The organism is Bacteroides xylanisolvens, assembly GCF_018289135.1.
Lineage (GTDB): Bacteria > Bacteroidota > Bacteroidia > Bacteroidales > Bacteroidaceae > Bacteroides > Bacteroides xylanisolvens.
Window position 1 is genome coordinate 4,255,335 of sequence record NZ_CP072216.1, and the last position, 14,973, is coordinate 4,270,307.

The window sequence follows — 14,973 nt, forward strand, 5'->3', positions numbered from 1 at the left end:
TCTCTTCCTTTTAAACCAACAAGCCAAAAGATTCAGAATAACTATCTATATATAAACAACTAATATACAACAGAATATGAATATGAAAATTAAGAGTTTATTGATTCTCGCATTAGTCTCCGTCTGTACATTCGTTCAGGCACAGTTGACGGACTACTCTATATTTGACAAGAAGTTTAACTTCTACGTAGCGAATGATTTAGGCCGCAACGGATATTACGACCAAAAGCCAATAGCCGAATTAATGGGTACGATGGGCGAAGAGATCGGTCCTGAATTTGTTCTGGCCACCGGAGATGTCCATCACTTCGAAGGAGTTCGCAGCGTGAACGACCCTTTGTGGATGACCAACTACGAATTAATCTACTCCCATCCGGAACTAATGATCGACTGGTTCCCTATCCTGGGAAACCATGAATATCGCGGAAACACGCAAGCCGTATTGGATTACACCCATATCAGCCGCCGCTGGACAATGCCCGCCCGTTATTACACCCAAACATTCGAAGAGAAAGGTGCCACCATCCGCATCGTCTGGATTGACACGACTCCTCTGATTGAGAAATACCGCCAGGAAAGTGATAAATATCCCGATGCCTGCAAACAGGATGTCAACAAGCAACTATCCTGGCTGGAATCTGTGCTTGCCAATGCAAAAGAAGACTGGGTTATCGTAGCCGGACACCATCCCATCTACGCTTATACTCCCAAAGAGGAAAGCGAACGACTGGACATGCAGAAACGGGTTGACACCATCTTACGCAAGCACAAGGTAGATATGTACATCTGCGGACACATCCATAACTTCCAGCATATCCGGGTTCCGGGAAGTGACATCGATTATGTCGTTAACTCCTCCGGCTCACTGGCACGCAAAGTGGAACCTATCGAAGGTACAAAGTTCTGCAGCCCCGAACCGGGTTTCTCTGTCTGCTCTATCGACAAAAAAGAGCTCAACCTTCGTATGATAGATAAAAAAGGGAATATACTTTATACGGTGACCCGAAAGAAATAAATTCTCTTGATGATATAAATTCTACTCTCAGTGAAAAAACACACAACCCGAGGCGTTCCTTTCGCGATGAAAGGGACGCTTCTTTATATAATTACCCTTGAACCTATTTTGTGGGATAATATACGTTTGCAGCCAACCAATAGTCAGCTACTTACTTCATCTTATTAGTGTTCTCCGGATGCGCAATCATCATCGGGACGTAACTCTATGCCTTTTCCGATACATCACCCTGCTCCGCTGTCTTCGCAGGACCGCTGTTTTTCACAGCGCCTTTCTGAATTGTCGATTCATTCCCATCCCGAACTGCCATATAGTGCGGTGACATAATTTCAATGCCGGCCTCATTAAATTTATCCTGAATGTTCTGATGCAAATCCGAATAAATCTGTGCCATCTTATCTGCCTGTTTGATATAAGCATTAATTTGATAGACCGGATACCAGTCGCTCAACGAAGTTTCCAACACAAACGGACGCGGATCATCCACCACTCCGGGAGTGTTCAACGCAGCATCAATCAGTATCTGATTAACCTGCCGCCAGGGAATATCATAACCGATAGATACTTCCGAGTGAATAATCAATCCATATTCACGCGCTGAAGTACTGTAGTTTACTGTATGAGACGACATGATAAATGAATTGGGAACAGTCACAACCTCATTTTTAGGAGTCCGGATGCGGGTGACAAGAGGAGTTTTTTCGATGATATCTCCGGTGGTATCATTCAATTTGATCCGGTCGCCCATCTTGAACGGACGCATATAAGTAATCACCAGTCCGGCAATAATATTACCGATAACCGTACTTGATCCGAGCGAAACGATCAATCCGACAAATACCGAAATCCCTTGGAACACACCGGAATCGGAGCCCGGAAGATAAGGATAAATCATCGCAATCATAAATGCATAGAGCAGGAAACGGGCGATATGGAAAGTCGGCATCGCCCAGTCCGGATAGAAGCCGTTGATTTTGAGTCGTCCTGCTTCCACTTCACGTGCCAGATACAAGACGAGACGTACCAAATACTTCACGGCATACCAGATGACGATGATGGTAAACAGTTTGGGCACATAATCGATAATACCCACAAAGATACCGCGAATCGGATTCCATATATAGCCCAACAGTTGATATGCCAGTCCTTCTGTCTGTGGGAAGATGATAAAAATCAACGGTACGGTAAACAGTAGCTGCAATCCCATCAGTATATACCGCCCGATACTGGACAGGAATACTAACAGATTCGCCTGTTTCTGCGCATCCAGCAATTCATATCCCTGGATGGCTACCGGTTTTATCTTCGTGTCTTTCAGGCGCAGGATACGCGCTTTCAGTTTACGGAACAACCAGTTGGTCAAGCGGAACAGGAAATACTGTCCTGTAATTACCAACACAAAATAGAGCACACGCTTTGCCATTCGCCAAAGTCCGTGCTCGGCTTTCATCTCATGCAGTTTGGTAATGACACTCTGCTGTCTTTCCTTAGCTAGCGAATCACGGGAAACTCCTTCCCATAAGGCATCCTGATCGGTAAGAGAAAGCAATACTTTGCTGCCGTACATCAAATCGGAAACTATGTCCGAATGGTCGATAGCCACAGAATCGGGTTGTAGATTGAAGCGTCTTCCTATTTCTTCAATTGCCGCACCGGTCATTTGGGCACGTTGCTGGGGAGTATATCCACCCCGTTTGGTGAAAAGGTAAAATAAGGTATCACCGTCCGCCACTACCGGTATTCCTTTTGTGAACTGCCGCAGGGAGTCGATACGCTGTCGTTGCTGTGCATATTTTACGGAGTCGGCGGTAGCCATCTGGAGTTTCATCTGCTCCATTTCCATCCTCATATTCGCCTCATTGAGCCGGGCTTCTTCCAATGATTTCTGCATATTTACCAGATGGATAGAGTCCGAATCCCGTTTCAAAGGAACATGTCCGCCCGTTATTGTATCTCCGGCAAATATCTTCTTAACCGCCTGTTCCAACTGTGCTTGCGCCCCGATTGCCAGGAAAGAAAAGAACAACACCAGTAACGACCGTTTTATTTTATTTATTTCCATACCTTATATTCCTTGATTATAATTAAGGTTAATCTAACATTTCATTAAAAACAGAGCAAACATACGGATTGTTTTTGACATTACCATTTCCAAATTGATTATCTTTGCCACTAAAAGAGAAAAAAGCATGAATATATTATTACTTATCGGGGGATTAATCCTCATTCTTCTAGGAGCCAACGGATTAACAGACGGTGCCGCCTCGGTAGCCAAGCGTTTTCATATCCCTCCCATCGTGATCGGACTTACCATCGTTGCATTCGGCACTTCTGCCCCGGAACTGACGGTCAGTGTATCTTCTGCCATCAAAGGCAGCGCGGATATTGCCATAGGCAACGTGGTGGGAAGTAACATTTTCAATACGTTGATGATTGTGGGCTGCACGGCCTTATTCGCCCCGATTGTCATCACCCGCAATACACTTAGAAAAGAGATACCACTCTGCATACTTTCTTCTATTGTCTTGCTGATTTGTGCCAATGATGTATTCCTGGATAAAGCTCCGGAGAATATCCTGAACAGAGTAGACGGCTTATTATTGCTTTGTTTTTTTGTTATCTTCATGGGTTACACCTTTGCCATCGCCTCCAAGCCGAGCACAACAGAACAGGCGGGACAGATAGAAGCTCCGACCATAGAAGAGGAGACAGAAATCAAATCACTCCCCTGGTGGAAATCCATTCTTTATATCATCGGAGGTTTGGCTGCCCTCATTTTTGGAGGTCAGTTGTTTGTTGACGGCGCCACAGGCATCGCCCGCAACCTGGGTGTCAGCGAATCGATTATCGGATTGACACTGGTTGCAGGAGGTACTTCTCTTCCTGAACTGGCTACGTCTATCGTTGCCGCATTAAAGAAGAATCCGGAAATTGCCATTGGAAATGTGATCGGTAGTAACCTCTTCAATATATTCTTTGTACTGGGATGTAGCGCCAGCATCACTCCTCTCCATCTTAGCGGAATTACCAACTTCGACCTGTTTACGCTAGTAGGTTCCGGTATCCTGCTCTGGTTATTCGGGCTGTTCTTTGCCAAAAGGACTATCACAAGAATCGAAGGAGGGATTATGATACTTTGTTATGTGGCGTACACGGTGGTATTGATTTATAATATTTAATTATTATAACAAAACACCTGATACTCAGCTTCATTCCAAGTATTTTTTCCCTCTTTAGACATAGAAACTGGTACGATACGAATATTTAATGATTTCTTTCCCTTAGTATACTTGGCTGGAATTTCAAAGTCATCTTCCAGCCAGCGTTTATAAGGGTTACTATCAGCTACATACCATAAACGTTCTGTAACCTCTTCACCATCAACAAAAACACGGGCTGCTTGTCGAACATCGTTTTGGTCGCTCAACCTACGCAAACGCACTCCTTCATTTTGAGAAGATATATTCACTCTAAAACTACTAAAACTTTCAAACCGGACGGTTTCTCCTACATATAAAATACGATCCTCATTTCCCTCAAAGAAACTTTCCAATTTTGTTCTGCGTACATTACCCATAGCTTTATAAGAGTGCCGTTTAATAGAACGAGAAGAGTTTAAATCCAAACTATCAGTTTTCACCAGTACATTTTTATCTTGACCATAATAGAATATAGTACCCGAGTGTTCCAAATACTGATTGTTATATTCGCCCGACTCTATTCCAAACTTCAGTTCTGAATAGAAAGGATAACTATCGCCTATACAAAAACGAGTCATAGACCATGGGTTATCCGAAAGACCGTCATACCCTCCCATTGGATGCACTTCAGGCGGGGTCGGAAATCCCCAACCATAACAAACATAACTTTCAGAACCGTCACTCTCAACTTGTGGTGTTCGTTTGCCGTCAATATATACACGAACATCCCCCTCGCAAGAAATGATATGTGAACGTTCGGCATGACATGTAACATGAGCAGCAACCATCTTCCCTCTTCCTTGAATAGCAGCTATCGGACTATCTATTCCTGCCACATGTTTTCGGGTATAATATGGTGTATTACGAAAGTATCCGGTATTAGATGTGGGATAAACCGACCTGGAAACAGCTATTTCTGAGAATCCTAAAGAAACAGGAACGCCACTACGATTTTCAATTATTATCTTCGCATGCTTCCAATATGGCATTGGAAAATAATTATAAAACCAACCGTCTGTGTTATATCCTGACAGCAAATAGTTGGTATCGTGAAAGCCCAAAGAGTTGCCTCCCAAACACGCTAAAGGACAAGAAATATCGGGTTGCTGATGAGCATCCCAAAACATATGAATCCATACATCCTGCAAGTGCTGCTCATTAATCTCCGGAAGATAAAATTTTAAAGAACCAATAGCTCCCTCTCCTTTTTCATCCAATAAAGTAATGGATTCGCCAGCATTAATCTTTTGTTCCGACTTACGATGATATGCCAATTGATCTTTGCACAAAAGATTACTACCTTGTTTCTTCCATAATTGTATCAAAGTATCATAATTCTCCTTCCCGGTAAAGGTCTTGATACCATTGTCCGCATAAGTGTGGTATACAACATGTCCCCAACCTCCTTCACCTTTGGTTCTTTCATAACCTTCCAGTTTCACATCGGTAGTTACACGGCATCCCTTGTTAAACGGCATTGGAACAAAACTCCGTGCAACACGTATGGGCCCTCTTCCGTTATCAAACGGGCCAATATAACTTTCAGCCAAAGGTTTTATAAAAGGCTCTTTCTCTCCGAATTCAGATAAATGTAAACTAAAACGAGGTGTTTCTTCTCCATCAAAATAAAAACGGAAGAGCGGATCACTTGAACTCATATAGCGATGTTGTACAAGATTATAAATACATCCCGGACCATCAACATCAAATATTACCCATTCTCCACGTTGATCCTGGTAAAGACTCCAGTCCCAGTCGGCATTCTTTCCTCTTTTATCAATACTACCTTCATAATGGACAGAGATTCCACGATCTAACAGGGGCAAAGATGCAATATCAACCATTCGAGATATACCATAAGATATACTATCAGTCTGCCAACCCGACTGTGCTACAGAGACTATCGAGCCAATTGCCGACAATGACACAACCCCGAAAACAACAAAACAAACTAAAAAAATACTTCTTTTCATAAGGTGATAAATATAAAATAAAACATGAATCTATCTATAAAATTTAATTCATAAAAGTACGGCAACTTATATAAGCATACAACCACTTTATTATCAAATCAATATACTATTTTAACCTTCAAGCCATCTGTTATCATATTTATTTTCCGGCTTAATCTTTTTTGTATATATATAATAAGGTAATATACTCTTGCCTTAAATAAATAGTAAGAAAAGTATCAGTATATGATAACAAAGCACTTTTTTACATATTTTTTTTGTGCTTACTTTGCAACGTCCATCTTATATGTTATACCTAATTTATTATGAAAATGAAGAAAGTCATTTTGTTTATCACCTTATTCTCCATGATATCATTATTCAGTTACAGTAAAGATCCTGTAAAACAATGGGGACAACTACAAGTAAAAGGTAATCAATTATGCAGCCAAACCGGAGACCCTATTGTATTAAGAGGGGTTAGTTATGGCTGGCACAACCTATGGCCCAGATTTTACAATAAGCAATCTGTGAAATGGTTGAAAAAAGATTGGAAATGTACCGTTTTACGCGCCGCCATGGGAACAGTTATTGAAGACAACTACATTGAAAATCCGGAATTTGCATTAAAATGCATGAATAAAGTGATTAAAGCGGCAATTAAAAACGACCTCTATATAATAATCGACTGGCATACTTATTATCCACAAAAAAAAGAAGCAAAAGCATTTTTCTCAATGATGGCACAGAAATACGGAAAATATCCTCATATTATTTATGAAATATACAACGAACCTATGGAAGACAGTTGGGAAAGTGTGAAAGAATATGCAACTGATATTATCTCTGAAATACGTAAATATGATCCTGATAATATTATTCTTGTAGGCAGCCCACACTGGGACCAAGACTTACACCTGGTAGCAGAAAGTCCTTTAGAAGGATTCAATAATATAATGTATACCCTCCATTTCTATGCCGCCACTCATAAACAAGAGTTACGGGATAGAGCTGAAGCAGCATGGGAAAAAGGAATTCCCATTTTTGTGTCTGAATGTGCAGGCATGGAATGTACTGGCGATGGCCCATTAGATATACCCGAATGGACTCGTTGGGTAGAATGGCTGGAAAGCAAAAAGATCAGCTGGGTTAACTGGTCCATTTCAGACAAGAACGAAACTTGCTCCATGATTCTTCCGCGAGCAAACAAAAACGGAGGATGGGACGAGTCTTTAATAAAACCTGCAGGACGTCAAAGCCGTAAGTTTATCCGACAATACAACTCACATATTTATAAAAATAAAGAATGATAAAATAATATCAGTTTTAGGCAAATAACGTCAATAATTTACATTCCTTATTTACTAGCTTTGCATCAATAATAAATGTACGAGATTTTATACTAAAGTTAATTTTAAATTTGATAAAAATGAAAAAGAATCTCTTTTCTTTTCCCCGCTCAAAAGTGCGGATGCTAAAAGGATCAAAAGGAGTCTGGCTCTTTTTGATTATGTTCTGGATGATAAATACAGCTGCATCAGCAGCAGGTATTGAAATTAAAGGTACTGTAACAGACAGTAAAGGTGAACCTCTTCCCGGAGTTAATATTGTTGAGTTAGGAGTTAAAAAAAACAATGGTACCATCAGTGATTTAAATGGTAAATATACTATAACAGTAGAAAGCCAAAAATCTGTTCTTCAGTATACTTTTATCGGTTATAAAACAACAGAAGTCACTGTAGGAAACCGTAAAACAATCAATGTTTCACTCAAAGATGATACTCAATCTTTGGATGAAGTAGTAGTTATCGGCTATGGTACAATGAGGAAAAAAGATTTATCCGGAGCCGTTGCTTCTATTAAAAGTGATGACTTGATGCTTGGTAACCCGACCAGCATTTCCCAAGCCCTACAAGGTAAATTAGCTGGTGTACAAGTAAACCAGAGTGATGGTGCTCCCGGTTCAGGTGTAAGTATCACCATACGTGGTGCTAACTCATTCTCTACAAATTCACAACCACTTTACATTGTCGACGGTATTCCGTTTGAGGTAGGAGATACTCCAAGCAGTAAAGCCAACGAGGGCAACAACTCCACCACTAATCCTCTGTCATTGATCAACCCTAATGACATCGAATCAATCGACATTTTAAAGGATGCTTCTGCAACAGCCATTTACGGTTCTCGCGGAGCGAATGGTGTCGTATTGATTACCACTAAAAGAGGTCGTGCCGGAGACGCTAAAGTTGAGTTCTCGGCCAATTTCGGACTTTCCAAAATAGCCAAAATGGTTAAAATGCTGGATGCTTACACCTATGCTAATTATGTAAATGAGGGTGTAATCAATGGAGCTGCTTATGACAATCTTCCTTATTCATACCTTCCTTATCGTGGTAAATGGAACTACCGTCGCGACGAGAACGATAAAATCGTTCCCAATTCCGGTAAATACTATGCTTCACCGGAAGATTATCTCAATCCGGGTTATCGCGAAGACGAATACGGCAATAAAGAATGGGTAGAAGGCACCAACTGGATGGACGAGATCTTACAAGATGCATTAACACAGGAATACAATCTTAGTGTATCAGGAGGAAATGAAAAGAGCAACTATGCATTTTCAGGCAACTATACAGACCAGACAGGTATTATCAAGAATTCTGGTTATGAACGTTTTGCTGTTCGTGCCAACATCGGAAGCCATGTGAAACCTTGGTTAAATACGGGACTAAATATCAACTTCACCCGTTCGTTAACTAAGTTTGCCAAGTCAAATTCTTATGATTATAGTATCATCCGTTCTGCCATGCTTTATTTACCGACATTATATGTAGGAGACAAGACAGAAGATGATTCTTATGCATGGTTGTCAGCCAATCCACGTACATACGTTAATACAGCTAAAGATGAGCTGAAGTCAATCAATGTATTTACTTCTGCGTTTGCCGAGATTAAAATCCTCGACTGTTTGAAATTCCGTCAGAATCTAGGTATCAGTTATTCAGTAAACGATCGCGCAAGTTACTACAATCGTGAAACAGGAGAAGGTAAAGCATCCAACGGACGTGCTGGTAAAAGTGATAATTTCTGGCAAAACTTAACAGCAGAATCATTGATTACTTTCGATAAGACACTTAATAAGTTACATCATCTCAATGTAGTAGCCGGTTTCACTTACGAAAAATCGGACTGGGGTGGAAAAACAATGAATGCATCCAACTTCCCGACTGACATCACACAAGACTTCGATATGAGTCAGGCATTAAATATTGAAACACCGGCCAGCTATCGAGGACAAGCAGTTCTAGTCTCTTTATTAGGACGTGCCAACTACACATTCAAGGATCGTTATATTTTCACAGCATCATTCCGTCGTGACGGTTCAAGTCGTTTCGCTCCGGGAAATAAATTCGCGAACTTCGCTTCAGGAGCAGTAGCATGGACCATATCGGAAGAAGAATTCATCAAAAACCTGAATATATTCAGTAACTTAAAGTTGCGACTCAGCTACGGTCAAACCGGTAATCAAGCTATCAGCAGTTATCAGACTATCGCTTCACTTGCACCATCCAATTACCCTCTGGACGGAACATTAAGCAGCGGATTTGCAGGACAAACTTACAAAGGTCCTTTGAATGATAAACTCAAATGGGAAACAACCGATCAATATAATGTCGGACTCGACATGGGATTCTGGAATAACAGAATTAGTTTATCCGCTAACTATTATTACAAGAAAACCAATGACCTGCTACAAAATGTATCTATACCGAACAGTACTGGTTATACTACAATGTGGACGAATTTCGGCCATGTAAAAAACAAAGGACTTGAACTAACTGGTAAAATCATTGCATTAGATAAAAAAGACTGGAGCCTAGACTTCGACGGCAACATCTCTTTTAATAAAAATGAAATCGGAGGTTTAACAGCTGACCAATATGCTAACCAATTATGGTATAGTGCCAAAGAAGTATTTCTGCAAAGAAACGGACTACCTATCGGAACAATCTTCGGCTATATAGAAGACGGCTTCTATGATAATATAGCAGAAGTCCGTGCAGATCCAATATATGCTAAAGCATCTGATGATGAGGCTCGCAGAATGATCGGTGAAATCAAATATCTGGACAAAAACAATGACGGAAAAATAACGTCAGAAGACCGCGCCATCATCGGTGATACCAATCCTGATTTTATTTATGGTTTGAACGCCAATTTGCGATGGAAAAATCTGACTTTGGGATTGTTCTTCCAAGGAACTCATGGAAATGATATTTTTAACGGAAACTTGACTAATATCGGAATGAGCAGTATTGCAAACATCACTCAAGATGCTTATGATTCACGCTGGACACCAGAGAATGCAGCTAACGCCAGATGGCCTCGCGTCACTACTGCAATGACTCGTGACATGAAACTCTCCGATCGTTATGTAGAAGATGGTTCTTACTTCAGACTAAAAACAATCAACTTAAACTACAATTTCGGTTCAGTCATAAAAGGTATTAGCAATTTGTCTGTTTTCGGTACAGTAACAAACGTATTCACGATTACAGGTTATAGTTGGTTTGATCCGGATGTAAACGCCTTTGGTTCTGACGCTTCTAGAAGAGGAGTTGATATTTTCTCATACCCGAGCAGCAGAACATATTCAATAGGTTTTAAATTAACTTTATAATCTCAAGAAATGATGAAAAAGAAAAATATATTCATATATCTGATGGCATCCAGTCTCCTATTATCCGGAGCAGTAATGACATCATGCGAAAGTATGATCGAAGAAAAGCCTTTCGACTTCATTGTCCCTGAAGATGTTGAGGATTCTGATAATGGTGCCGACATGTGGGTAACAGGAGTATATAATACATTACACGAAGCCATGTTCAGATACGGTAGTTTCCCACGACCGCTGGACTATGACTGTGACTATATTTCCGGTGCAGTATGGCAGTTCAGCCAGTTTGGAAGTGGTAACTTCCAGGGAGGTGACGGACAGGCCGATGTACTTTGGACCGGAATGTACTCGTTGATTAACCGGGCAAATATAGCGGTCTCTGAAATCAATAAGATGCAGAATGTATCGGAAGAATTTAAAAAGAATGCATTAGGAGAATGTTATTTTCTTAAAGCATGGGCATATTTCTACTTGGTACGTGCTTATGGAGCTATCCCTATTTATTCGGTCAGTGTAAACGAATCCGGACAATATACTAACAATCCGCGTATTCCGATTGCACAAGTCTACACGGAAACAATCATACCTTTGCTTAAAGATGCTAAAGATATGATTTATAAAAACACAGATAATGGCTTTAAACCCGGAAGAGTCTGTGCTGCAACTGCAGCAGGTTTGTTAGCCAAAGTATATGCAACTATCGGTTCTGCTTCCATGTCTACCGGAGAACAAATAACAGTAAAAACCGGTGCACCGTTTGTTATGCAGAATGTAAATGGTACTATGACCAAAGTGTATACAGAACCTGTTCCGACAACATTCTCCAAGGATCAAGTTGCCGGTTACGAAAGCTTTTCTTCTCAAGAATATTACAGACTGGCCTACGAAGTTGCGGGAGATGTAATCGGAGGAGAATATGGGACACACAAACTTGAGGACTATGATTTGATTTGGTCTCCTTCCGGCAAAACTTGTAGTGAACACTTATTCGGTTTACAAACTAAATCCGGTGATGAATTATACGGTACACTATTCAGCTCGCACTACTGTGGCAGACTCAATGCAGCAGGAAACATAGACAATAGTTTAACGGTAGGATGTAGAAAACACTGGTATCTATTGTTTGAAGAAAAAGACTACCGCGTGGACAAAGGAGTGTTGCATTGTTGGATACGTCAGAACTCCGATACAAGTTGGGGTGGTGGTTCATACTATCCGAACTTCGGGAAATGGCAACGTATGGTTGAAGCCAAAGAGCCTCCGTTCGATAATCCTAAAGTAACCTCCGGATGGAGATGTGATGAAGCAGGTTCAGAACAGTTCTTTGCTTTCACCACTAAATATTCACAACAAATAGCCGATCAGACTCAACCTCGTACAGATGCCAATTACCCATTTTTACGTTATGCTGATGTTGTTCTAATTTTTGCAGAAGCAGCTAATGAATTAAATGGTCCGACAAAAGAATCGGTAGACGCTTTAAATGATGTCCGCACCCGTAGTAACGCAACAGGTAAAGAACTGGCAAACTTTACAGATAAAACCCGCCTGCGTTCTGCAATCCTTGAAGAACGTGCAATGGAATTAGCCTTGGAAGGCGATCGTCGTTGGGATTTAATACGTTGGGGAATTTATTTGCAGGCAATGAATGCTCTAGGCGGAATGGATGAAGCCAATAACGTAAAACAACGTTCCAGTAAACATCTGCTATTCCCGATTCCGACTCTTGAAATCCTGACGAACCAAGGAATTAATGAGAATAATCCTGGCTGGGATTAATCACTTATAACCATGTAATAAAACAGATTATGAAGAAAATAAAATATTTTGCAATAATCGCAGCATCCATATTTGCTTTAACATCCTGTACGGATATTGTTGAAGTCGACGATCTGAAAGCCAAAGAAAACAAACCGTCAACAGGTGCTCCGACTGTAGACAAAGTTGCTTTGGCAACAGATGCTGAATTTCCCATTGAGGGAGCGAATTTCGAACAAGTAGTACGAATTGAGGGAACAAATCTTGGAGACATCACCTCTCTAAAATTCAATGATATCGAAGTGGACAGCAAGGAGGTATATTCGACCTACAATATGCTTCTCGCACCTATTCCTCGTGCACTTCCTAAAGAAGTGACAAACACGATTTATATTACAACCAAACACGGAGAACTAAGTATTCCTTTTGTTGTTTCCATCCCTGATTTAACAATCAATGGACTCAAGAATGAATTTACCCAACCAGGAGATACGACAGTTATTACAGGTGACAACTTTGACCTTTACGGTATTACAATCGAAGAAGCAATTGTTAATCTAGGTAATTTACCGGTAAATGTAATCGATGCCACTCGTACAGAACTGACAATAGAAATCCCGGCAAATGCCACTCCAAAATCTACCCTTACTATAAAAGGAGCCAATATGGATGAAGCATACAAGCTCACATACATGGATCCGGGAGTATCTCAACTTTTTGATTTCAATAATTGGCCGGGAAGCGGTGCTTTTACACATTCCAGCCAATTCCCTGATGCCCCGAAAAATTTCTTATGTGACGGCACATTAGAAGGACAACCGGAACCATTAGTAGAAGGAGGAAAATATATTCGATTCAATAATTCCGTGAACGCTTGGGGATGGATGGTGATGTGGGCCGGATATATTACTGTACCAGCAGAAGTAGCCGCAGATCTTTCATCATACGATTTAAGATTTGAAATCTGTACTGGAGCTAAATTCCCGATATCAGTCCAAGCGCGTATCATCTTAGGAGATTATGGATGGTATCCTTCCAAAGGAGGAATTCCGGTCAATACTTATGGCGGATGGCAAACAGTACGGATCAGTGCTGACACAGAATCATTGTTGCCCAGTTCCATCGATCCCAGTACCAACACAGCTTTCAAAATCATATTCTCTCCTGAATCTGCACAGGATTTTGATTTAAGTATGTGTAATTTCAGATTTGTTCATAAGTAAAAATAAAAAAGGGAACGCTTTAATATGGGCGTTCCCTCATAATCAAAAAGATTCGATTTATGCTAAAAGACTTATTTTCATTAGTAACGATTGTAGCACTTCTATTTTCATCTTGTTCCAAATCAGACGAAGAAGAAAATAGTGATGAGCCTCAACCAACCAAACAAACAGCTTATTTTGGAGTTAACCTGTCAGGAGCTGAATTTGGGAATGTGTATCCGGGGGTGGATGGTACCCACTATGGTTATCCCACAGAAAAAGACTTGGATTACTTTAAAGCCAAAGGCCTTTATCTGGTACGTTTTCCTTTTCGTTGGGAACGTATACAACCCACAATGAATGGGGAATTAAATGCAACAGAGCTGGCAAAAATGAAGAAATTCGTCAAAGCCGCTGAAGATAGAAACATACAGATACTTCTGGATATGCATAACTTTGGAAGATATTGTGTATATTGCGACGGTCAAAGTTCACAAAATAATCAATATGCAATCATTGGTAATGCACGATGCACTGTTGACAATTTCTGTGACGTATGGAAGAAACTGGCAAAAGAGTTTAAAGACTATAAAAATATCTGGGGTTACGACATCATGAATGAGCCCTACGAAATGCTGGCATCGACACCATGGGTTAACATAGCCCAAGCCTGCATTAATGCCATCCGCACTATAGATACTAAAACGACCATCATAGTTAGCGGAGACGAATTCAGCTCTGCCAGACGATGGAAAGAATGCAGTGACAATCTGAAAACTCTTACAGATCCAAGTAATAACCTGATATTCCAGGCACATATATATTTCGATTCGGATTCTTCCGGAAACTATAATAAAGGATATGATGAAGATGGTGCAACCGTTCAAACAGGGGTGGCTCGTTTGAAACCTTTTGTTGACTGGCTGAAAGAAAATAATAAACGTGGATTCGTTGGTGAATATGGTATACCTGATACTGACGGCCGTTGGATGGATATTCTTGATGCAGCACTTAAATATCTACAAGAAAATGGAATAAACGGAACTTACTGGTCTGCCGGTCCACGATGGGGTGATTATCCCTTATCTGTCCAACCGACCAATAATTACACACAGGATCGTCCGCAATTAAGCACGCTCCTGAAATATAAAAGTACACAACAATAATC

The 14,973-nt window shown here is 40.7% G+C and carries 9 protein-coding genes; 7 read left to right on the forward strand and 2 right to left on the reverse strand.

The features are described from left to right. Positions 1-82: 82 nt before the first annotated feature. Complete coding sequence (locus INE92_RS18015) at positions 83-1,015, forward strand: metallophosphoesterase (RefSeq protein ID WP_004317085.1); 933 nt, start codon at positions 83-85, stop codon at positions 1,013-1,015. A 205-nt stretch (positions 1,016-1,220) separates the two neighbouring features. On the opposite strand, the gene INE92_RS18020 is transcribed toward INE92_RS18015, so the two are convergent. Next, complete coding sequence (locus INE92_RS18020) at positions 1,221-3,077, reverse strand: mechanosensitive ion channel family protein (protein WP_004317084.1); 1,857 nt, start codon at positions 3,075-3,077, stop codon at positions 1,221-1,223. Positions 3,078-3,204: 127 nt separating this feature from the next. On the opposite strand from INE92_RS18020, the gene INE92_RS18025 reads away from it, so the two are divergent. Continuing rightward, on the forward strand, positions 3,205-4,194 hold the full coding sequence (locus INE92_RS18025) for a calcium/sodium antiporter (RefSeq protein ID WP_141408604.1): 990 nt from the start codon (positions 3,205-3,207) through the stop codon (positions 4,192-4,194). Here the strand turns inward: INE92_RS18025 and INE92_RS18030 are convergent. Then, positions 4,191-6,188: a DUF2961 domain-containing protein gene (locus INE92_RS18030; protein ID WP_008770544.1), complete on the reverse strand. Its 1,998-nt coding sequence runs from the start codon at positions 6,186-6,188 to the stop codon at positions 4,191-4,193. The two genes, INE92_RS18025 and INE92_RS18030, sit on opposite strands and share 4 nt — an antisense overlap. A 311-nt stretch (positions 6,189-6,499) precedes the next feature. On the opposite strand from INE92_RS18030, the gene INE92_RS18035 reads away from it, so the two are divergent. The 5 genes from INE92_RS18035 to INE92_RS18055 all read left to right on the forward strand — a co-directional run bounded on the left by INE92_RS18035 (position 6,500) and on the right by INE92_RS18055 (position 14,971). Continuing rightward, entirely contained in the window at positions 6,500-7,477 is a 978-nt protein-coding gene (locus INE92_RS18035) for a glycoside hydrolase family 5 protein (protein ID WP_117809046.1), read from the forward strand. A gap of 119 nt (positions 7,478-7,596) precedes the next feature. Further along, a complete protein-coding gene (locus INE92_RS18040) occupies positions 7,597-10,848 on the forward strand; it encodes a SusC/RagA family TonB-linked outer membrane protein (protein ID WP_004298393.1) in 3,252 nt (1,083 codons plus the stop codon). Between the two features lie 12 nt (positions 10,849-10,860). Next, on the forward strand, positions 10,861-12,624 hold the full coding sequence (locus tag INE92_RS18045; protein WP_212702073.1) for a RagB/SusD family nutrient uptake outer membrane protein: 1,764 nt from the start codon (positions 10,861-10,863) through the stop codon (positions 12,622-12,624). Positions 12,625-12,653: 29 nt separating this feature from the next. Continuing rightward, positions 12,654-13,826, forward strand: a complete 1,173-nt coding sequence (locus INE92_RS18050) for a glycan-binding surface protein (RefSeq protein WP_211421208.1) — start codon at positions 12,654-12,656, stop codon at positions 13,824-13,826. A gap of 59 nt (positions 13,827-13,885) precedes the next feature. Further along, positions 13,886-14,971 carry a glycoside hydrolase family 5 protein gene (locus INE92_RS18055; protein ID WP_004298400.1) on the forward strand — a complete coding sequence of 362 codons (1,086 nt, stop codon included), beginning with the start codon at positions 13,886-13,888 and terminating at the stop codon, positions 14,969-14,971. The last annotated feature ends 2 nt before the right edge of the window (positions 14,972-14,973 follow it).